This is a genomic window from Geotalea uraniireducens (assembly GCF_027943965.1).
GTDB classification, from domain to species: Bacteria; Desulfobacterota; Desulfuromonadia; order Geobacterales; family Geobacteraceae; genus Geobacter; species Geobacter uraniireducens.
This window is the reverse complement of sequence record NZ_AP027151.1, coordinates 2900870-2920524: the sequence shown is the minus strand read 5'-3', so window position 1 is coordinate 2920524 and position 19655 is coordinate 2900870. Positions and strand designations below refer to the sequence as shown.

Below are 19655 nucleotides of genomic sequence, written 5' to 3'. Positions count from 1 at the left end.
GTCAGCGTCGTCCCTTGGCCGGACGTGATCCGCCTTCGCGGCCCCGCTTGCCGGCCGACTGCTGTTTCTGCGGCCGGGCGATGGAAACGGTGATGACCTTGTTGATCAGCAGGGCGCCGTCCAGAGTGGCGATCGCCTCCCGCAACTCGTCGGCGGACCTCATTCTGACGTAGCCGCACCGCTTGAATTGGCCGGTTTCCGGGTCGGTGATCAAATGGACCGAGGTCACGGTCCCCGCCACGGAGAAGAGCCGGCGCAGGTCCTCTTCCGTCGCTTTGTCGGAAATATTTCCCACATAGAGTTCGTTGGCCATAATTGCTATTCCTTGGGGCGAGCCCTGCGGCTGCCGGTGAATTTGGGGGCGTGCCACCCGTACTCTAGGGTAATCCTCGCGCCCTGACAAGCGGATAATTCCGGTTATTCCCGCCGAATTGGCGCCGGAGCCAACAAGCCGGCCGGAATCGGCTATACTTATCTTCCGAGAAGCGGGGAGATATCCCGGGCGGTGGAGGGAGTGCCATGATCATCGGCGTAGCCAAGGAAATCAAGCGTCACGAGTATCGGGTGGGAATGACGCCGGCCGGCGCGGCAGAACTGGTGCAAGAGGGGCACCGGGTGCTGATCGAGGCCGGTGCCGGCGAAGGAAGCGGCTTTACCGATGCCGAATACCGTCAGGCGGGCGCGGCGATCAGCGGCCGGGCGGAACTGTTTGCTGCGGCGGAGCTCCTGGTCAAGGTGAAAGAGCCGCTGGCCGGCGAATACGAACTGCTCCGGGCGGGACAGGCGCTTTTTACCTATCTGCACCTGGCGCCCAACCGGCCGCTGACCGAGCAGTTGCTCCGCCACCAGGTGACCGCCATCGGTTATGAAACCGTCGCGAAGGACGGGGCACTGCCGCTGCTCGTCCCGATGAGCGAGGTGGCGGGACGGATGGCGCCGCTGGTCGGTGCCTTTCATCTGCAGCGCTTTGCCGGCGGCACCGGCGTTCTCCCGACGGGAGTGCCGGGGGTGCCGGCGGGGCGGGCGCTGATTCTCGGCGCCGGGACCGTCGGTGCCGGTGCCGCCCGGACCTGCGTCGGTCTCGGCATGGAGACGGTGGTGCTGAATCGGGGCGTCGACCGTCTGCAGCGGCTGGACGGACTCTACCGGGGACGGCTGCAGACCAGGGTGCTGAATCGGGAGGTGCTGGTCCAGGAACTGCGGAACGCCGATCTGGTGGTCGGGGCGATCCTGGTCCCCGGCGGCCGGACGCCGCTGCTGATCGAGCGGGAACTGCTCGGGTCGATGAAGCCGGGGGGGGTGATCGTCGACGTGGCGATCGACCAGGGGGGCTGCGCCGAGACGAGCCGGCCGACCACTCACGACGATCCGGTCTACATGGTCGACGGCATTATCCACTATGCGGTTGCCAACATGCCCGGCGCTTTTCCCCGGACTTCGACCCTGGCGCTCACCAACGCGACGCTGCCATTCGTCCGGGAACTCGCCGCGCGGGGGATCGACGGGGCGCTGGCCGCCGATCCTGCACTGGCCGGAGCTCTCAATACCTATCGCGGCGCCATCGCCCATCGCGCTCTCGCCGAGGCGCTGGGGGAACCGTATCGGTCGTTTCACTCTTCTTCCGGCGGATAGATCACCAGGTGCCGTTCCGGCTCCCGGCCGCGGCTCTGGGCCACCAGACCGTGGCCGGCGATGATCCGGTGCTGGAGTTTGCGCAGCGCCGGCCGGCGGGGGGCAAGCGGGATTTCGGCGCTTTCCGCCAGCGCTTGGTGGATGGCCGCTTCCGTCTCCCGCACCAGCTCGGCTACCTCATCCCCCTCCACCCCCTCGATGACGTGGAAGAGCCGCTCCAGGAGCCGGCGCATCTCGTTGGCGGTATTCCGTTTGATGAAGTGGAGCGGGACGCCGCCCCCTTCGGTCAGCCGCTTCAGTCGCAGGTCGTCGGCCCGGGCGCGGAGGGCAATCAGCAGGTCGGCCTGCTCGGGGACGCCGACGGTTCGGGCGCTCAGGCCGAGGCTGCGGATCACCCGCTCCAGAATATCCCGGGACAAGGCGTAAGGGTAAATGCGGACCGGTCCCTGGCGCTGGGTCAGTTCGGTGGTTGGCGGCGGCGCGGCGGTCAGGGCCGGCTCCTCGTCCCGGATGTGCACCTGGCCGTCGGCGGCCTGCTCCCGTACCTCGCCACGGGGAGCGTACCCGCGCAGGATGGCGTCAACGGCGGCGCCGGTCTCCCGGTGGATGATCACCTCGTCCCGGTCGACCATCTCCACCACGATCTCGAAGGTCGGCGGGGCGCGCCGCTCGCTGATCGTTTTGGCGGTCCGCCGCCGGCGGGCCTCCTCGTCGCCGAGGGTCACCACCTGCACCCCGCCCACCAGGTCCGAAAGGGTCGGATTTTTCAGCAGGCTCTCCAGGGTGGTGCCATGGGCGGTGCCGATCAGTTGCACCCCCCGCTCGGCGATGGTCCGGGCGGCGGCCGCTTCGGCCTCGGTGCCGATTTCGTCGATGATGATCACCTCCGGCATGTGATTTTCCACCGCCTCGATCATCGTCGCGTGCTGGCGGTCGGGTCGCGGTACCTGCATCCGCCGGGCGCTGCCGATCCCCGGGTGGGGGATGTCGCCGTCACCGGCGATCTCGTTCGAGGTGTCGATGACGATCACCCGCTTGTGGAAGTCGTCGGCCAGCACCCGGGCCATCTCCCGCAACTTGGTGGTCTTGCCGACCCCCGGCCGGCCGAGGATCAGGAGGCTCTGGCCGGTTTCGACCAAATCCCGCAAGAGGTCGATCCCTCCCACCACCGCCCGTCCCACCCGGAGGGTGAGGCCGACGATCTGCCCCTTGCGGTTGCGGATAGCGGAGATCCGGTGCAGGGTCCGTTCGATGCCGGCGCGGTTGTCGTCGCCGAAGGCGCCGGTCAGGGCGGTGACATGGGCCAGGTCGTCGTGGCCGACCGGCCGGTCGGCCAGCGGCACCACCCGGTCGGGAAAGCGGGCCTCGGGGAGCCGCCCGAGGTCCATCACTACCTCGAGCAGTTCGTCGAGGGGGAGATTGCGCAGCGCCGCCCGCAACGCCGGTGGCAGGGTCGCCACCAGCAGCAGGGTATCTTCTTCGTCGCGGGTGATCTTCGTCCGGTTGCTTTTCATGGTCGTTCTCTCGTCGGCGTGGTTGCCGGTGTCGTTGACGCGCCCCCGGCTGGATTCGTATTGCTGTTGCCAGTATAGCGCACTTGACCCGGGCCGGCGGCCGATTCTGGCCCATTGGGCGCATTTTCCCGGCGGCCGGTCGAGGTGCGGTTGTCTGCCCGGATATCTGGGTTTCATCCGGAAACGGTTCTTTTCCGCCCAGGCGGCATTGGCTTGACTAAACGGCGCCTTTCGACTACTTTCATCGTGCCGCTGCAAGCAGAGGCCCAGCGGCCATCATTTCACAAAAACGAGGAACATATGGTCATCGACGAGAAAGAAACCAGCAGCTCCCCCGAAGAAGAAAGCTTTGCCGAGCTGTTCGAAAAGAGCTGCAAGAAGACGGCGCGGCTGAAGCCGGGCGACCGGGTGGAGGCCCGCATCCTGAAAGTCGGCGCCGAGTGGGTCTTCCTCGACATCGGCAGCAAGGGGGAAGGGGTCCTGGACCGCAAGGAACTGGCCGATGCCGAAGGGAACGTGACGGTGGCCGAGGGGGATACCCTGCCGGTCTGGTTCGTCGGCAGCGTCCGCAACGAGCTCCGCTTCACGGTGAAAATGGGGGCCGGCGCCGCCGGCCATGCCCAGCTGGAGGATGCCTACCGGGCCGGGATTCCGGTCGAGGGGTACGTCGAGAAGGAGATCAAGGGGGGCTTCGAGGTGAAGATCGCCGGCACCGTCCGGGCCTTTTGCCCCTATTCGCAGATCTCCCTCCGCCGGGTCGAGGATGCCGCCGCCTTCGTCGGCCGGCATCTCCCCTTCCGGATCACCGAGTACGCCGAGCGGGGGCGCAACATCATCGTCTCCCACCGGCAGATCCTCGAAGAGGAACAGCGCCGGCAGCGCGACGCCCTTCGCGAGTCACTCCAGGAGGGGATGACCGTCGCCGGCACCGTTACCCAGTTGAAGGATTTCGGCGCCTTCGTCGACATCGGCGGCATCGAGGGGCTGATCCCGATCTCGGAAGTGGGCTGGACCCGGGTGAAGGATATCCGCGACGTGCTCAGCGTCGGGCAGCAGGTGACGGTGCTGATCAAGAAGCTCGACTGGGATGCCGGCAAGTTTTCCTTCAGCCTCCGCGACACCCTGGCCGATCCGTGGGAGAGCGTGGTCGAGAAGTTCCCCGAAGGGTCGTTCCAGACCGGCACCGTGGCGCGGCTCGCCCCGTTCGGCGCCTTCGTCACCCTGGCGGCCGGCATCGACGGCCTGATCCACATCTCCAAGCTCGGCCAGGGGAAAAGGATCAATCATCCGCGCGAGGTGGTGCAGGAAGGGGAAACGGTAGAGGTCAAGGTCGACGGCGTCGACCGGGAGAACCGCCGGTTGTCGCTTTCCCTGGCCGCAGTCAGCCGGGCGCAGGACGAGGAGGAGCAGACGCTTTCCACCTTCCGGCGCCAGAGCGCCGACAGCGCGGCGGCGTCCCTCGGCTCCTTTGCCGACCTGCTGAAACCGAAGCACGACCGGTCGAAAAAGTAGAGGCGGCCGGTGAGCAAGACGCAACAGGCGAACTACATCACCCCGGAAGGGGCGAAGAAGCTCCGCGACGAGCTGACCTGGCTCTGGAAGGAGGAGCGGCCGCGGGTGACCCAGGGGGTCTCCGACGCCGCCGCCGAAGGGGACCGCTCGGAAAATGCCGAGTATATTTACGGCAAGAAGCGGCTGCGGGAGATTGACCGCCGCATCCGCTTCCTCACCCAGCGGCTCGATCTCCTGACGGTGGTCGATACCGCGCCTCCGCGGACCGACAAGGTCTTTTTCGGCGCCTGGGTCAGGCTCGAAAACGAGGAGGGGGACGAAGTGGTCTACCGGGTGGTCGGCCCCGACGAAAGCGATGCCGTCCGGGGGTTCATCAGCATCGATTCGCCGATGGGGAAAGCGTTGCTCGGCCGCTGCGAAGGAGACGAGTTCCCGGTCCGCCGGCCGGCCGGCGAGGCGCTCTTTACGGTGATCGAGATCAGCTACCAGCCGCTCGGCTGATTCTTTCGCGCTTTCCCCCGCGGTACCGAAGATTGCAGCTATTCAGAGAGGAGGGCGCCCCATGTATATCGTGATCCTGGCCGGCGGCTCGGGCACCCGGTTCTGGCCGTTGTCCCGCAAGAAAACCCCCAAACAGCTGATGTCGGTCTTCGGCGGCAAATCGATGCTGCAGCGGACCGTCGAGCGGGTGCTGCCGCTCAAGCCGAAGCGGATCCTGGTCGTTACCAATACCCTCCAGGCCGCCGAGACCCGCCGCCAGCTCGACTACCTCCGCGGGGTGCGGATCGAGGTGGTCGAAGAGCCGTTGGGGCGCAACACCGCGCCGGCAATCTGCCTCGCCGCCACCATCATCGCCCGCTACGAGCCGGAAGGGGTGATGGCGGTGCTCCCGGCCGACCATTACATTCGCGACGAGGACGAATTCGCCGCCACCCTGCTGCGGGGGGCGGAGGTGGCCCGCAACGGCTACCTGGTCACCCTCGGCATCGCCCCGGACCGCCCCGAGACCGGCTACGGCTATCTCGAAGCGGAGACCGAGCTGCGCGGCAGCGGGCCGTATCCGGTGAAACGCTTCATCGAGAAGCCCGATCGGCAGCGGGCGTTGGAATTCCTCGCCGCCGGCACCTTCTTCTGGAACAGCGGCATGTTCCTCTGGCGGGCCGATGTGATCCTCGACCAGATTGCCGCCCTGATGCCGGCGCTGGCCCGCGCCTTTGCCGGGCTGACCTTTTCTCCGGATATCTGGGAGCCGGCCGATCTCATCCCCCAGATCGAAGCGGTCTATACCATGGTCGACGGCCAGTCGATCGATTACGGGGTCATGGAGCGGGCGGCCAACGTGATGATGCTCCCGGCCGCTTTCGGCTGGAGCGACGTCGGCAGCTGGGGCGCCATTCCCGACGTGCTCGATCCGGACGGCACCGGCAACGTGGTCATCGATACCGAAACGGTGGTGATCGACAGCCACGGCTGCGTGGTGCGCGGCGACAAGCTCACCGCCCTGGTCGGCGTTACCGATCTGGTGGTGGTGGATACCCCCGATGCCTTGCTCGTCTGTGCCCGGGAGCGGGCCCAGGAGGTGAAGCAGGTGACAGAGGAACTGGAACGGCGCAAGCTGGGACGGTTACTCTAGTTCTCCTTTAAGGACGCGGTGATGGACCACGGGATGCTCCAAGATCTGGAAATACTGCTCGGTCTGGCCGTGGTGACGGTCATCCTTTTCCGCAAGCTGCTCTTCCCCTCGATCATCGGCTTTCTCGCCACCGGCATCATTGCCGGCCCCTATGCCCTCGGCTTTATCCGGGAAACCCGCCAGGTCGAGCAGATGGCCGAGATCGGGGTGGTGCTGCTGCTCTTCACCATCGGCATCGAGTTTTCGCTCAAGGAGTTGATGCGGATCAGGCACTTGGTGTTGTGGGGGGGCGGCATGCAGGTCCTGCTGACCATTGCCGTGGTTGCCCTCCTCGGCGTGGTGGTCGGCGTCCCTGCCCGGCCGGCAGTCTTTTTCGGGTTCCTGGTCGCGCTCTCCAGTACCGCGATCCTGATGAAACTGCTGATGGATGCCGGCGAAACCGATGCGCCCCATGGCAAAGCGGCCCTCGGGATGCTGATCTTCCAGGACCTTTGCGTCGTGCCGCTTATGCTCTTCACCCCGTTTCTGGGCGGCGCCGGCGACGGCTTACGCGGCATCGCCGCGGTGCTCGCCAAGGCTCTGGCGGTGGTGGTGATTGCCCACTTCGGCGCCCGCTTCGCCGTGCCGTGGATTTTTCGCCAGGTGGTTCGGGCCCGCAGCCGGGAGCTGTTCATCCTCGCCCTGATCTTCGTCGGTTTCGGCACCGCCTGGGTTACCGCCCAGGTCGGCCTGTCCCTGGCGCTCGGGGCGTTCATTGCCGGGCTTGCCATCTCGGAATCGGAGTACAGCCAGCAGGCGCTGGGCGACATCATCCCTTTTCGCGATGCCTTCATGAGCATCTTTTTCATCTCGGTCGGGATGCTGCTCGATCCGTCGGTGCTGGTCGAGCGGCCGCTGCTGGTCGGCTCACTCGTCCTGATCATCCTGTTGATCAAGACCGCAGTGACGGCCGGGACCGGTTTCGTGCTCGGCCTGCCGGCGCGGGTGGCCCTGATCGCCGGCCTTTCCCTCGCCCAGATCGGGGAGTTTTCCTTCATTCTCTCCCAGACCGGCATGCAGCACGGGCTCCTCTCGCCGGAACGGTACCAGGTTTTCCTGGCAGCTTCGGTGCTCACCATGGCCCTCACGCCCCTGCTGCTGAAGGGGGCGCCGCCGCTGGCCGATGCCGTGGCCGGGTTCCTGCCCGGCCCGCTGGTGCGGGGGCGGCTGGCTTTGGACATGGAAACCGCAGCCGTGGCGCTGGCGGATCATGTCGTCATCGTCGGCTTTGGGGTCAATGGGCGGAATCTTGCCCGGGTGCTCACCAGGCAACAGATCCCCCACCTGGTGATCGAAACCAATCCCTTTACGGTCAGCGCCGAGAAGAAAAACGGGGTGCGGATCATGTTCGGCGATGCCAGCAGTCCCGAGGTCCTGGCCCATGCCGCCGTCGAAACTGCCCGGATCATCGTCATCGCCATCTCGGATGCCGCCGCCAGCCGCCGAGTGGTGGCCCAGGCGCGGCAGCTGAACCCGACCCTCCATATTATTGTCCGGACCCGCTACGTGGCCGAGATGGAGCCGTTATATCGCCTCGGGGCGAACGAGGTGATCCCCGAGGAGTTCGAAACCTCGATCGAGATTTTTGCCCGGGTGCTGCGCAACTATCTGGTTGCCCCGGACCTGATCGACCAGTGTGTTACCGCGGTACGGCGGGATTCCTACGATATGTTCCGGACGATGAGCCGACGCCACAGCCACGCTGTCGGCATTGCCGGCTACCTTGCCGGGGCGGAGATCGGTACCTTCCGGGTCCGCAAGGGGGCACCCCTGGCCGGGGAGAGCCTGCGCCAGGGAACATTGCGCAACCGTTCGGGGGCGACCTTGCTGGTGATCAAGCGGGGGGCCGAGGTGGTCACCAATCCCGACCCGGTCTGGCAGCTGCGTGAAGGGGACATCGTCCTGCTGCTCGGCACCTCCGAGCAGCTGGCGGCGGCCCTGCCGCTGTTCGAGCCGGCGGCTTTCCCGGACAGCGGCAAGCGGACCGGTACCCATACTCAACCCAAAGGAGCAGCCTGATGAAGAAAGTCCTGGTAACCTATTACACCCGCAGCGGCAATACCGAAAAGATGGCGCGCATGATCGCCGACGGATTGACGGTCAAGGGGATTCACGTCGAGCTGAAAAAGGTCGAGGAGGTGGCGATCGATTCCCTTCCCGACTACGACGGCTTTGTCGTCGGCTCGCCCAACTATTTCGGCACTATGGCCTGGCCGATCAAAAAGTTCGTCGACGAGAGCGTCAAGTACTTCAAAAAGCTCGACGGCAAGGCGGCGGCCGCCTTTACCTCCGAAGGGATGATCGGCGGGGGAGGGGATACGGTGGCCCTCGATATCCTCAAAGCCTTTCTCATCCACGGGTGCATCGTCCAGGGGCTGACCGGCGCCGGGCATTACGGTCCGGTGGCGGTCGGTGCTCCCGACGAACGGATTGCCAACGAGGTCGGCTTTTTCAGCGAGAAATTCGCCTCGCTGGTGGAGCGGCTCTGAACACCCCGCCGGTACGAATGCTCCCCCCTGCCGGCGAGCCTGCCGCTCCGGCGGCGTGCCGGAGCGCCGGCGACTGCCGCCGGCTGGTCGAGTGCTGGCTGGCCGACGGGAGCTTTGCCGATCGGTTGCCCGCAGTGATGCGGCTGCAGGACGTCCCCCAGCCGGAAGAGTATCACGCCGAAGGCGATGCCTACGTCCACACCATGCTGGCGATGGCGGCGGTACCCGCCGAGGCCGATCCGCGGGTCTTCTGGGGGGTGCTGCTCCACGACATCGGCAAGGCGGCCACCACCGCCTTCATTCGGGGGCGCTGGCGGTCGTGGGGGCATGCCGAGGCGGGGAGCGAGCTGGTCCCGGCGGTGCTCGAACGGCTCGGGCTGGCTGAGCTGGCCGACGATGTCGCCTGGTTGGTCAGGCACCATACGTTCCATTTTTCCTGGAATCTCGAAGCGGAGTTCCGCTTCAGCCGTAATCAGCGCCGTTTTCTGGCGCATCCGCTGTTCCCGTTGCTGCTCCAGGTCTGCCTGGCCGATGCGGCCGGCTCCCACGGCGGCAGCGACAAGGGACGGAAAATCATCCGGATTGCCGAGCTGCTCGCCGGGGAAAACGGCTTGCCGGTGCCGCAATGACGAACGGAACGGGAGTGTGCCGCTGATGGACGATAATCCTGCCGTCACCCGTCGCCCAATCGGTCGGGAAGGCTTGGCCGCCGCTGCCCGGTATGCCTTGGTTTGCCTTGCCGCCTACCTCTGCGGCTCCCGGTTCACCGCGCTGTTCCACGGCGAATCGGCAGGGATGGGCGGGCTCTGGTCGGTCATTTCGGGGATTGTGGTGCTGCAGTCGACCAGTCGTGACACCTGGAAATCGGCCGGTGTCCGGGTGTTCGGCACTGCGATCGGGGCGGTGGTCAGCGGCGGCTACCTGGTGCTCTTGCCGTTCAGCCCGCTCGGGATGGCGTTTTCGATCGGGGTGACCGTCCTGATCTGCCATGCTCTCAATGTGCCTGAGTACGGTCGACTGGCTGCCTTGACGGTGGCGATCATCATGGTGATTTCCGCCGCCAATCCGGCACTGAACCCGCTGCTCAACGCCGCCCTCCGTTTTTGCGAGTCGGGCATCGGCGCGGCGATGGCCGTCCTGGTCATCCTGCTCTGGCCGCGGGGTGACGGCGGCCGCAATTGAAGGTGTCGGGGGAATTCCAATGAATGCGGGAGGTAGACGAATGAGTCGCAGTGCCGGAATCGGCGGGAACTATGTCGCGTGCTGGATGATCGGCCTGGCCCTGGTCGTTGCGGCGGCCGGAAGCGGTCGGGCGGCGGAATTGCGGCAGACGGCCGGGGAAACGGTGTACGTGCCGGTCTACTCCAATGTTTACAGCGGCGACCGGGCGCTGCCGTTCAACCTGGCTGCGACGCTGAGCATCAGGAACACCAGCAGCGGGGAGTCGATCACCCTGCTCGGCGCGGACTACTACGACTCCGCCGGCCGGCTGCTCCGCCGGTACGTCGCCAAGCCGGTGGTGCTGGGTCCACTGGCCTCGACCAAGGTCTTCATCCCGGAAAAGGACAGCAGTGGCGGCTTCGGGGCGAGTTTCATCGTCCGCTGGCAGGCAGCGAAGAAAGTGAGCGCGCCGGTCATCGAGTGCGTGATGATCGGCGCCCGATCGGGCCAGGGGATCTCGTTTGTCAGCCCGGGACAGGTGATCGGGAGCGGCGGCCGTTAGCCGTCGCCGGCCAAGGAGGGCTTGTCATGTTTATCGTGTCGCTTACCTATGTCAAGCCACTGGAGGAGGTCGACGCCCATTTGGCCGAGCATGTGGCGTATCTGCAGCGGCAGTACCGGGATGGGGTCTTCCTCGCCTCGGGGCGCAAGGTACCGCGAACCGGCGGTATCATTCTCGCTCGGGCGGCCGACCGGCAGACCCTGCTGCGGATTCTCGCCGAGGACCCCTTTTATCACCGGCGGATTGCCGATTACGAGGTTGTCGAGTTCGTGCCGAGCATGACGGCCCCCGAGCTGACAATGCTGCGCGAAGGGTGAGTCGCCGTCCGGCGACCAGTCGACCCTCTGAACGACAAAGCCCCGACCGTGATGGCCGGGGCTTTGTCGTATCTGCTCTGTTTGTTGGGGATTATTTCCCTGAGCCGGTCAGTCTGACCAGCGCTTCCATGTACTTCTCGCCGGTCTTGCGGACGATCTCGTCCGGCAGCGGCGGGGCGGGCGCGGTCTTGTTCCAGTCGAGGGTCTCCAGGTAATCGCGGAGGAACTGCTTGTCGAACGACGGCTGGGGGCCGCCCGGCCGGTAGCTGTCCTTCGGCCAGAAACGGGAGGAGTCGGGAGTCATGCACTCGTCGATGATGATCAACCGGCCGTCGTACATCCCGTACTCGAATTTGGTGTCGGCGATGATGATTCCCTTGGTGTCGGCGATGTCTCGTGCCCGTTTATAGATGGCGATGGTGACGTCGCGAACCTTCTCGGCGGTCTCCCGGCCGACCATTTCGACCATTTTGTCGAAGGAGATGTTCTCGTCGTGGGTGCCGAGCTCAGCCTTGGTGGACGGGGTGAAGATCGGCTCTTCCAGCTTGTCCGACTCCACCAGGCCGGCCGGCAGGGTGATGCCGCAAATGGCGCCGGTCGCTTTGTAGTCCTTCCAACCGGAGCCGGAGATGTAGCCGCGGACGATGCACTCCGCCGGGAGCGGCTGGGCTTTCTTGACCAGCATCGACCGCCCTTCAAGGATCTCGGCGTATTTCTGGCACGCCGCCGGGAACTCCTTGACGTCGGTCGAGATGATGTGATTCGGGATGATGTCCTCCATCTGGCGGAACCAGAAGGCGGAAATCTGGGTCAGCACGTAACCCTTGTCCGGAATCCCTTCGTTCATGATGACGTCGAAGGCGGAAATCCGGTCGGTGGTAACGATCAGCAGGGCATCGCCGAGATCGTAAATGTCGCGGACCTTGCCGCGGCCGGCAAGCTTCAGATCGGGAAAATCGGTCTTGAGGACCAGGTTAGCCATAGCGGGTTCTCCTTTGCGCCGTGTGGGCAATGTCTCGGGCCGGCGTGACCGGTCCCGGAGGTTATCAGAGGTTCGGGCGCTGCCGTCCTTTAAATATCCTTGAGCGCGGGGTTGATCTCGATCTTCGCCTTGCTCCGCAACTCTTTGAGCCACTTTTGCAGTTCTTCTTCCTGCTTTTGGGGCAGCAGGGTCTTCTTAATCTGCTCTTTCTCGGGGGCAAAGGCGGCAGCATTCTGTTCGATCCGTTCCTTGAGCCGGAGGGCGTACCAACGGTTGCCGACCTTGAGCGGCGCGGTCGGGGCGGGGGCGGCGGTTGTCAGTTTGAAGGCCGCCTCCATCAATGCCGGCGCCGGGCCGATTTTCGGGACAACTCCCTTGGGGTCGTAGCCGAAGCTGCCGGTCTCCTGGAGCTTGAGCCCGGCGGTATCGCCCTTGGCAAGCCGGGCTTCGGTTGCTTCGGCTTTCTGCTGCGCCACTTCCACCGCCTTGGCCGCCTTGGCTTTTTCTTCAACCTTGGCGCGGATTTTCGCCAGCGGCGGAACATCGGCCGGCTTCCGGTCCTTCAGCTTGATCAGGTAGATCCCTTTGGGGGTTTCGATCGGCCCGCCCAGTTCGTTCTGCTTCAGCAGGAAGGCCCGGCTGATTACTTCGGCTTCGCCGGCAAGGGGAGCGGCCGGCTGCTGGGCGGTAAAGAGCGGCGTTTCGACGACCGTGGTTCCCAATGCCTTGGCCATGGCGTTCAGGTCTCCGCCCGCCTTCATCTTGTTGAAGGTTTCCGCCGTTACTTCGTAAGCCTTCTGACCGGCATAGAAACGATGGGCCTCGGCCTTGACCTTATCCCGGACTTCGGCGAGGGGGAGCAGCCCGCCTTTCCCCTGGTACTCGTCGAGATGCTTCTGATACCATGACTGGATGTCGGCATCGGAAACCTGGACGTTGCCGCCGAGCTTGAGCGGGTCGATCAGTACATAGGCGATGCTGACTTCTTCCGGAGTCTTGAAGTCGTTCTGGTTCTTGGCGAGGAAGTCGTTCAATTCCTGATCGGTCAGCTTGATTTCCCCTTTGACATCGTCGGGCGAGAACGAACTGAAGAGAATATCTATCTTGTCGTTCTTCTTGCGGAAATACTGGAGGGCCTCCTCGTCGGATACCTGCGCACGAGCCTTGATCTTGTCCTCGGCCATCTTGATCATCAGGTCCGTCCGCTTGCTTTTCTCGAAGTCGTCGGGGGAAATCCGGTTGGCCCGGAGCAACTGGACGTACAGGTCGAAATTGAAAGCGCCGTTTTTCTGGAAGGCGGGCATGGCGGCAATGGCCTGCTGCACGTCGTCCTTGGAAACCTTGATGCCCATATCCTCGGCGGCGTTGCGGACCAGCATGGCATCGATCAGCGAGTTGAGCGCCTGTTTCTTCAGGCCGAGCTGTTTTTCGATCTCGGGGGTGAGTGACTGGCCGTAGATTTGGGAATAGATGTCGCGCAGCCGGTAGTAGGTCCGCTGAAATTCTTCGTAATTGATCTTGGTGCCATCGACCTTGGCGACATAGCTGGAAGGGGTGAGCTGCCCCTCCCCTCTGCCCCAGACGAGGAAGATCGTGCCGATGAAGCTGAGAACAATGATGCCGAAGACGATCTTGATGACGATGGACTGCTGATACTTCCGCATGATGCCAAGCATTCGCGAGGACTCCTTTATGCCGCAGGGATCTATTCCGACCGTGAAACAATGGCTTCGCATACTAATATAATTGCCCGGCAAAAGCAATATGCACGATACCGGCAGCTTTTCCCGCTTGCATGGCCACAACCTTTCTGCTACGATTCAACGCTTCGAAAAAACATAGTTTCCGTATACTTGAAAGGAATGCAGTCATGCTCAAGATCTTCGATGCCCTGTTCGGGCTTTTTTCTAATGATTTGGCTATTGACCTCGGCACTGCCAATACCCTCGTTTACCTGAAGGGGAAGGGGATTGTCGTCCGTGAACCGTCGGTGGTTGCCGTTCAGAAGATGAATAGCGGCCAACAGAAGGTGTTGGCGGTGGGGATGGAAGCCAAGAAGATGCTTGGCCGGACTCCGGGGAGCATCACGGCAATCCGGCCGATGAAGGACGGGGTTATCGCCGATTTCGACATCACCGAGGAGATGCTCCGCTATTTCATTCATAAGGTCCATAACCGCAAGACCCTGGTCCGGCCCCGGATCGTGATCTGCGTTCCCTCCGGCATTACCCAGGTGGAGAAGCGGGCCGTCAAGGAGTCGGCCGAATCGGCCGGCGCCCGCGAGGTCTATCTGATCGAAGAGCCGATGGCGGCAGCAATTGGCGCCGGCCTGCCGATCACCGAGGCTTCCGGCAACATGATCGTCGATATCGGCGGCGGGACCACCGAGGTGGCAGTCATCTCCCTGGCCGGCATCGTGCTGACCAAGTCGGTCCGGGTCGGCGGCGACAAGATGGACGAAGCGATCGTTCAGTACATCAAGCGCAAGTACAATCTGCTCATCGGCGACCGGATGGCCGAAATCATCAAGATCGAGATCGGCGAAGCTTATCCGGGCGGCGAAGTGCGGACCATGGAGGTCAAGGGGCGCGACCTGGTATCGGGGATTCCCAAGACCACCGAAATCAATTCGGACGAGATTCGCGAAGCGCTTTCGGAGCCGGTCAACGCCATCGTTGATGCGGTGCGCATCTGTCTGGAGCGGACGCCGCCGGAGCTGGCCGCCGATATTGTCGACAAGGGGATCGTCCTGGCCGGTGGTGGTGCCCTGCTGCGCAATCTCGATTCGCTGCTCCGCGAAGAAACGGGGCTGCCGGTGGTTACCGCCGAAGATCCGCTTTCCTGCGTCGTCCTCGGGTCCGGCAAGGTGCTCGACGAGCTGAATCTGCTCCGTCGTGTCGCCGTAACCTCCTGATCGTCCGAACCTTGGCCGGAGTTTCCGCCGGCCGTCAACGGCTGACCGCATCGATGCCGGTTCCCGGGGCACTTGCCTCCGGATGCCGTCACCGGTGCGGTTTTGTTTATGCCAACGAACCTCTCACTGTTTTGCCGATAACCTGATGGAATCCTTCACCGTCGACATAATCGTCCCCGTCTGGAACCGTCCCGTCGAGACCCGCGCCTGTCTGGTGGGGCTGCTCAATACCTGTCCGACAGCTCGTCTGATCCTGATCGATAATGGTTGTGACCGGGAATCGGAGCGGCTGCTGGAAGAGTTTGCCGAGCTTCTGGGGGAGCGGGCGCTGTTTCTGAAAAACAGTATCAATCAGGGGTTCGTCCGGGCAATTAACCGCGGCTTGGCCCGGGCCGAAGCGCCATATGCGATCGTGGTGCGCAATACCACGACCGTTACCGACGGCTGGCTCGAACCGATGCTCGAACTGGCCGACAGCCGTGCCGAAGTCGGCCTGATCGTGCCGCAGCTGCTGGAACCGGCCGGGGCGCCGCCGGCTAAACTGCGCCGGCGGCCGTTGGCGTCGGCAACCGAGATCGGCCATGGCTCGTTTGCCGCCATGCTGATCAGGAAAGAGCTGTTCGCGTGCCAGGGAGGATTTGACGAAGGACTGGATGGCGCCCTCTGGTGCCTCAAGGATTACTCCCGCCGGTCACTGCGGCATGGTTACCTTACCTGCACCGTGGCGGGGAGTAGCGTTATCTGCGTCGAGGAGGCACCGCTCGGTTCGCTGGCCAGGCGCCAGGAGCTGGAGCGGCATAGTGCGGCCGTCTATGAAGAGCGCTGGGGTGGGGAGGAGTCGTTCTGCCTCTGTCTGGCCCGGGATGCCGATCCCGAGGAGGTTCGCCGAGAGTTCACGGTTATATTGCGCGGCGCCCGGATGGGCCACCGGTTTGTCGTCCTGGCCCAGGGTAAGCTTTATCGTCTGCTCCACGAGCATGGTTACGGAAAGCTCCATCGTACCGTCGCCCTGGAGAAGATTCCGCGCTTTTTTGCCGCCGCTGAGACTCGCAAACTGCTGAGCCGGCTTTTCCCTGCCGACGCCCAACCCTCGGTGGTGGCCGACATGAGCGGCGGCAGTTTTCCGGGGATCGACAACGGTCGGCCCTTTGCGTGGCTGGAGGAGCGACTGGCACAACAGGAGACGCACCATTACCTTCCGGTGGCCGGGAAATCTGATGACAGTCTGCCAGGATTTCAGTAAAGTGAAAGGAATGACATGCGGCAGGGGGATGGGATGATAGCAGAAACGACGAGACAGCTTCGCGCTCACCGGGAGGTGATCGAGGCCATCGAGCGGGACCTGGCGGCGCCGGTTGCCGCGGTTGCCGAACTGTTGATCGAGGCCTTCCGTGCGGGGAAAAAACTCCTGGTCATGGGGAATGGCGGGTCGGCCGCCGATGCCCAGCACTTCGTTGCCGAGATGGTCGGCCGTTTCAAGCTGGAGCGACGAGGGTTGCCGGCGGTGGCCCTGACCACCGACAGCTCGATCCTGACGGCCCTGGGAAACGATTACGGTTTTGATCTGATCTTCCGCCGGCAGGTGGAAGCGTTGGCTGCACCGGGAGATGTGGTCGTGGGGATTTCCACCAGCGGGAGCTCGAAGAACGTGGCCGCGGCGCTGCTCCTGGCCCGGGAACTGGGCTGCCGGACCGTCGGCCTGCTGGGACGTGACGGCGGCACGATCCGCGAGCTGGCCGACTTCGCCCTGACCGTGCCGAGCAATGATACGCCACGGATTCAGGAAGGGCACATTACCATTATCCACATTCTCTGCGATCTCGTCGAAAAGGGGCTGTTCGCGTGAAGTACCGCCCGATCGATCTTGCCGCCGTTACCACCTATCCGCTGGCCGAACGGAAGAACAAAGTGAGCGTGGCCCGGGATTTCGCCGCTGGGATTACCGCCGGGATGAGCGTGGCCGAGCTGCTCGGGGCGCTGCCGGCGCAGCTGGGGGCCGAAGCGCTCAACGGGGTGATCGATGCCGTGGTTGCCGCCCGGGACAAAGGGAAACCGGTCATCCTGGCGATGGGCGCCCACGTCATCAAATGCGGTCTGCAGCCGGTCCTGCGGAACCTCATCGAAGCGGGGATGATCACTGCCGTTGCGCTCAATGGCGCCGGCTCGATCCACGACTACGAAATTTCCCTGATCGGGGCCACCAGTGAAGATGTCGGGGCGGTGCTCCATTGCGGCACCTTCGGGATGGCGGAGGAAACGGGACGCGACATCAACCGGGCGCTGCAGGAAGGCGTTACCCGGGGAATGGGCTATGGCGAGGCGGTGGGCCGCTTCATCGTCGAGAACGACAACCCGTTCCGGGAGCAGAGCCTCTTAGCGACCTGCGTCACCCATGATATTCCGGTGACCGTCCATGTTGCCCTCGGAACCGACATCATCCATCAACATCCGGCGGCCGATGGGGCGGTGATCGGCGAGGCGACCTTTCGCGATTTCCGCCTTCTGACCTCGGTCGTGGCCGAACTGGGCGACGGCGGGGTCTACCTTAACGTCGGCAGTGCCGTGCTGTTGCCGGAAGTGTTTCTCAAGGCCCTCTCCATTGCCCAGAACCTGGGGCACCACGTCGACGGCTTCTCGACCGCCAATTTCGACATGCAGCAGCATTACCGGCCGCTACAGAACGTGGTGAAACGGCCCACGTCCGGTACCGGCCGGGGATACACCATTACCGGCCATCACGAGATCATGATCCCGCTGCTGGCGGCGGGCATTCTCGATCGGGCGGCAGCGGGCCGCTGACGGCCGGCTCATCAAGCCGAGAGGGAGTTTGCATGGAACGGAAGGATGTGGAATCGCTTTTTGCCCGGGTGGGCACGCTCCGGGCCCTGGTGGTCGGCGACCTGATGCTCGACGAATACCTCTGGGGAAAAGCGGAGCGGATCTCGCCGGAGGCGCCGGTCCAGGTGGTGGACGTGACGCGCGAGGAATTGCGGATCGGCGGGGCGGGCAACGTCGCCAACAACCTCGTTTCTCTCGGCTGCCAGGTGGCGGTTGCCAGCGTAGTGGGGGGGGATGAGGACGGTACGGTGCTGCTCCATGCCTTTTCCGGCAAGGGAATTGCCGTCGAGGGGATCTTCGAGGATCCGCAACGAACCACCAGCCGGAAGACCCGGGTGCTGGCCGCCAACCAGCAGATCGTCCGGATCGACCGGGAATCGCGGGAGCGGATCGCCGCCGAATACGAGGCGAAGATCGTTGATTTCCTCCGTCAGCGGCGCGGCGAATTCGATGTCATCCTTATTTCCGACTATCTCAAGGGGGTGTTGACCCCGGCCCTGCTCGAAGCGATTACCGCCATGGCCCGGGAATGGGGCATCCCGGTGGTGATCGACCCCAAGGGGAACGATTACGCCAAGTACCGTGGGGCGACCATCCTTACTCCGAACCGCAAGGAGGCCGAGGCGGCGTCGGGGATCGCCATTCGCGACGAGGAATCGCTTCGTCGGGCCGGCGCCCGGCTGCTCGAGGTCGCCGATCTGACGGCGCTTTTGATCACCCGGAGCGAAGAGGGGATGTCGCTCTTTTTGCGTAGCGGCGAAGTTGTCCATATCCCGACCTTCGCCCGCGAGGTCTTCGACGTGACCGGCGCCGGCGACACCGTCCTGGCAGTTCTCGGCCTCGCCCTGGCCGGTCGTGCCGGTTTCGCCGAAGCGGCCAGGCTGGCCAACGCGGCTGCGGGCGTGGCGGTGGGGAAGGTGGGGACTTCCACCGTCTCCCCGGCCGAGATTATCGGTTCCCTGGGGTTCCAGCACGGCGACAGCGACGCCAAGATCAAGAATCTCGATGTCCTGGCCGGGATCATTGCCGGCGAGCAGTCCCGCGGCCGAACGGTAGTCTTCACCAACGGCTGTTTCGATCTGCTCCATGTCGGCCACGTGAAATATCTGCAGAAGGCGAAGAGCTTCGGCGACATCCTGGTGCTCGGCCTGAACAGCGATGCCTCGGTCCGGCGGCTGAAGGGGGACAAGCGGCCGCTGATCGGCGAGGATGAACGGGCGCACATCCTGGCGGCGCTCGACTGCATCGATTACGTGGTGCTCTTCGACGAGGACACGCCGCTCCGGCTCATCGAAACCCTCCGCCCGGCGGTGCTGGTCAAGGGAGGGGACTATACCCCGGAAGGGGTGGTCGGCAAGAATGTGGTGGAGTCCTACGGTGGTCGGGTCGAACTGGTGGAATTCGTTGACGGCCGCTCGACGACCAACATCGTCGAGAAAATTCTCAAGAGCTATTCCTGAGATGGCGCCGGAGAGCAGCGCCACCGGCGGTCGACCGGCCGTCTTCCTCGATCGTGACGGGACGATCAATATCGAGAAGTCGTACCTCTACCGGGCCGAAGAATTCGAATTCATTCCCGGCGCTCCGGAGGCGATCCGCCTGCTCAAGGAGGCCGGCTTTCTCGTGGTGGTGGTGACGAACCAGTCGGGAATCGCCCGGGGCTATTACGACGAGGCGGCGGTCCACCGGCTGCATCGCTTCGTCGATGGCGAGCTGGCCCGGGTCGGTGCCGTGATCGACGCCTACTATCTCTGCCCCCATCATCCGGAGCATGGCGCCGGGAGCGATTGCGCCTGCCGCAAGCCGTTGCCGGGGATGCTTCTTGCCGCCGCCGCCGACCTGGGGATCGACCTCGGCCGATCGTACATCGTCGGCGACAAGCTTGCCGACGTCGTGGCGGGCCTGCGGGCCGGCTGCCGGCCGCTGTTGGTGAACACGGGATACGGCGCAGCCGAGGCCGCACAGCTGCCGCCGGGAGTGCCTGCCTGTGCCGATATCCTGGCCGCCGCCCGGCTGATTGTTGCCGAGTCGGCCAGTGATTAATGGGACTTACTGTTTGACG

General features: G+C 64.3%; 20 protein-coding genes. 16 read left to right on the top strand and 4 right to left on the bottom strand.

The window, feature by feature from the left end:
• Nucleotide 1 precedes the first annotated feature (1 nt).
• Entirely contained in the window at nucleotides 2-313 is a 312-nt protein-coding gene (locus QMN23_RS13645) for an RNA recognition motif domain-containing protein (protein WP_281999878.1), read from the bottom strand.
• A gap of 206 nt (nucleotides 314-519) precedes the next feature.
• On the opposite strand from QMN23_RS13645, the gene ald reads away from it, so the two are divergent.
• Nucleotides 520-1632, top strand: coding sequence for an alanine dehydrogenase (gene ald, locus QMN23_RS13640; RefSeq protein WP_281999877.1), 1113 nt, complete (start codon nucleotides 520-522; stop codon nucleotides 1630-1632).
• Here ald and QMN23_RS13635 read toward each other — a convergent pair.
• Nucleotides 1611-3146, bottom strand: coding sequence for a R3H domain-containing nucleic acid-binding protein (locus tag QMN23_RS13635; protein WP_281999876.1), 1536 nt, complete (start codon nucleotides 3144-3146; stop codon nucleotides 1611-1613). The two genes, ald and QMN23_RS13635, sit on opposite strands and share 22 nt — an antisense overlap.
• Before the next feature lie 213 nt (nucleotides 3147-3359).
• Here QMN23_RS13635 and rpsA point away from each other — a divergent pair, with 213 nt between their 5' ends.
• From rpsA to QMN23_RS13590, 9 genes are all read left to right on the top strand, one after another.
• Nucleotides 3360-4658, top strand: coding sequence for a 30S ribosomal protein S1 (gene rpsA / locus QMN23_RS13630; RefSeq protein WP_281999875.1), 1299 nt, complete (start codon nucleotides 3360-3362; stop codon nucleotides 4656-4658).
• Between the two features lie 9 nt (nucleotides 4659-4667).
• Nucleotides 4668-5159: a transcription elongation factor GreB gene (gene greB / locus QMN23_RS13625; protein WP_281999874.1), complete on the top strand. Its 492-nt coding sequence runs from the start codon at nucleotides 4668-4670 to the stop codon at nucleotides 5157-5159.
• A gap of 61 nt (nucleotides 5160-5220) precedes the next feature.
• The gene (locus QMN23_RS13620; RefSeq protein ID WP_281999873.1) at nucleotides 5221-6291 is read left to right on the top strand and encodes a mannose-1-phosphate guanylyltransferase; all 1071 of its coding nucleotides are present in this window, start codon (nucleotides 5221-5223) and stop codon (nucleotides 6289-6291) included.
• A gap of 21 nt (nucleotides 6292-6312) precedes the next feature.
• On the top strand, nucleotides 6313-8349 hold the full coding sequence (locus QMN23_RS13615) for a monovalent cation:proton antiporter family protein (protein WP_281999872.1): 2037 nt from the start codon (nucleotides 6313-6315) through the stop codon (nucleotides 8347-8349).
• Nucleotides 8349-8819: a flavodoxin family protein gene (locus QMN23_RS13610; RefSeq protein WP_281999871.1), complete on the top strand. Its 471-nt coding sequence runs from the start codon at nucleotides 8349-8351 to the stop codon at nucleotides 8817-8819. The genes QMN23_RS13615 and QMN23_RS13610 overlap by 1 nt, the downstream gene beginning before the upstream one ends.
• Before the next feature lie 17 nt (nucleotides 8820-8836).
• The gene (locus QMN23_RS13605) at nucleotides 8837-9448 is read left to right on the top strand and encodes an HD domain-containing protein (RefSeq protein ID WP_281999870.1); all 612 of its coding nucleotides are present in this window, start codon (nucleotides 8837-8839) and stop codon (nucleotides 9446-9448) included.
• A 25-nt stretch (nucleotides 9449-9473) separates the two neighbouring features.
• Entirely contained in the window at nucleotides 9474-10001 is a 528-nt protein-coding gene (locus QMN23_RS13600; protein ID WP_281999869.1) for an FUSC family protein, read from the top strand.
• Nucleotides 10002-10041: 40 nt separating this feature from the next.
• Nucleotides 10042-10542, top strand: a complete 501-nt coding sequence (locus QMN23_RS13595) for a DUF3124 domain-containing protein (RefSeq protein ID WP_281999868.1) — start codon at nucleotides 10042-10044, stop codon at nucleotides 10540-10542.
• 26 nt (nucleotides 10543-10568) lie between these two features.
• Entirely contained in the window at nucleotides 10569-10859 is a 291-nt protein-coding gene (locus QMN23_RS13590) for a YciI family protein (RefSeq protein ID WP_281999867.1), read from the top strand.
• Between the two features lie 91 nt (nucleotides 10860-10950).
• On the opposite strand, the gene QMN23_RS13585 is transcribed toward QMN23_RS13590, so the two are convergent.
• Together QMN23_RS13585 and QMN23_RS13580 are read right to left on the bottom strand one after the other, a co-directional pair.
• Nucleotides 10951-11841, bottom strand: a complete 891-nt coding sequence (locus QMN23_RS13585) for a phosphoribosylaminoimidazolesuccinocarboxamide synthase (RefSeq protein ID WP_281999866.1) — start codon at nucleotides 11839-11841, stop codon at nucleotides 10951-10953.
• Between the two features lie 89 nt (nucleotides 11842-11930).
• Complete coding sequence (locus tag QMN23_RS13580) at nucleotides 11931-13517, bottom strand: peptidylprolyl isomerase (RefSeq protein WP_281999865.1); 1587 nt, start codon at nucleotides 13515-13517, stop codon at nucleotides 11931-11933.
• Between the two features lie 194 nt (nucleotides 13518-13711).
• Here QMN23_RS13580 and QMN23_RS13575 point away from each other — a divergent pair, with 194 nt between their 5' ends.
• The 6 genes from QMN23_RS13575 (at nucleotide 13712) to gmhB (ending at nucleotide 19636) form a co-directional block, all read left to right on the top strand.
• Nucleotides 13712-14755, top strand: coding sequence for a rod shape-determining protein (locus QMN23_RS13575; protein WP_281999864.1), 1044 nt, complete (start codon nucleotides 13712-13714; stop codon nucleotides 14753-14755).
• A 145-nt stretch (nucleotides 14756-14900) separates the two neighbouring features.
• On the top strand, nucleotides 14901-15998 hold the full coding sequence (locus QMN23_RS13570; protein ID WP_281999863.1) for a glycosyltransferase family 2 protein: 1098 nt from the start codon (nucleotides 14901-14903) through the stop codon (nucleotides 15996-15998).
• A gap of 33 nt (nucleotides 15999-16031) precedes the next feature.
• A complete protein-coding gene (gmhA, locus tag QMN23_RS13565; RefSeq protein ID WP_281999862.1) occupies nucleotides 16032-16601 on the top strand; it encodes a D-sedoheptulose 7-phosphate isomerase in 570 nt (189 codons plus the stop codon).
• Entirely contained in the window at nucleotides 16598-17554 is a 957-nt protein-coding gene (locus tag QMN23_RS13560) for a hypothetical protein (protein WP_281999861.1), read from the top strand. Before gmhA ends, QMN23_RS13560 begins: the two co-directional genes overlap by 4 nt.
• 32 nt (nucleotides 17555-17586) lie before the next feature.
• Nucleotides 17587-19053, top strand: a complete 1467-nt coding sequence (gene rfaE1 / locus QMN23_RS13555) for a D-glycero-beta-D-manno-heptose-7-phosphate kinase (protein ID WP_281999860.1) — start codon at nucleotides 17587-17589, stop codon at nucleotides 19051-19053.
• Between the two features lies 1 nt (nucleotide 19054).
• Complete coding sequence (gene gmhB / locus QMN23_RS13550) at nucleotides 19055-19636, top strand: D-glycero-beta-D-manno-heptose 1,7-bisphosphate 7-phosphatase (RefSeq protein WP_281999859.1); 582 nt, start codon at nucleotides 19055-19057, stop codon at nucleotides 19634-19636.
• Nucleotides 19637-19655 lie beyond the last annotated feature (19 nt).

Bases quoted from the DNA above. Each gene is read 5' to 3' on its own strand.
- QMN23_RS13590 (WP_281999867.1), top strand. From the start codon at position 10,569: ATGTTTATCGTGTCGCTTACCTATGTCAAGCCACTGGAGGAGGTCGAC.
- QMN23_RS13585 (WP_281999866.1), bottom strand. From the start codon at position 11,841: ATGGCTAACCTGGTCCTCAAGACCGATTTTCCCGATCTGAAGCTTGCC.
- gmhA (WP_281999862.1), top strand. From the start codon at position 16,032: ATGATAGCAGAAACGACGAGACAGCTTCGCGCTCACCGGGAGGTGATC.
- QMN23_RS13615 (WP_281999872.1), top strand. From the start codon at position 6,313: ATGGACCACGGGATGCTCCAAGATCTGGAAATACTGCTCGGTCTGGCC.
- QMN23_RS13600 (WP_281999869.1), top strand. From the start codon at position 9,474: ATGGACGATAATCCTGCCGTCACCCGTCGCCCAATCGGTCGGGAAGGC.
- QMN23_RS13580 (WP_281999865.1), bottom strand. From the start codon at position 13,517: ATGCTTGGCATCATGCGGAAGTATCAGCAGTCCATCGTCATCAAGATC.
- QMN23_RS13605 (WP_281999870.1), top strand. From the start codon at position 8,837: ATGCTCCCCCCTGCCGGCGAGCCTGCCGCTCCGGCGGCGTGCCGGAGC.
- QMN23_RS13635 (WP_281999876.1), bottom strand. From the start codon at position 3,146: ATGAAAAGCAACCGGACGAAGATCACCCGCGACGAAGAAGATACCCTG.
- QMN23_RS13575 (WP_281999864.1), top strand. From the start codon at position 13,712: ATGCTCAAGATCTTCGATGCCCTGTTCGGGCTTTTTTCTAATGATTTG.
- QMN23_RS13645 (WP_281999878.1), bottom strand. From the start codon at position 313: ATGGCCAACGAACTCTATGTGGGAAATATTTCCGACAAAGCGACGGAA.
- gmhB (WP_281999859.1), top strand. From the start codon at position 19,055: ATGGCGCCGGAGAGCAGCGCCACCGGCGGTCGACCGGCCGTCTTCCTC.
- ald (WP_281999877.1), top strand. From the start codon at position 520: ATGATCATCGGCGTAGCCAAGGAAATCAAGCGTCACGAGTATCGGGTG.
- QMN23_RS13595 (WP_281999868.1), top strand. From the start codon at position 10,042: ATGAGTCGCAGTGCCGGAATCGGCGGGAACTATGTCGCGTGCTGGATG.
- QMN23_RS13610 (WP_281999871.1), top strand. From the start codon at position 8,349: ATGAAGAAAGTCCTGGTAACCTATTACACCCGCAGCGGCAATACCGAA.
- rfaE1 (WP_281999860.1), top strand. From the start codon at position 17,587: ATGGAACGGAAGGATGTGGAATCGCTTTTTGCCCGGGTGGGCACGCTC.
- QMN23_RS13570 (WP_281999863.1), top strand. From the start codon at position 14,901: ATGGAATCCTTCACCGTCGACATAATCGTCCCCGTCTGGAACCGTCCC.
- QMN23_RS13620 (WP_281999873.1), top strand. From the start codon at position 5,221: ATGTATATCGTGATCCTGGCCGGCGGCTCGGGCACCCGGTTCTGGCCG.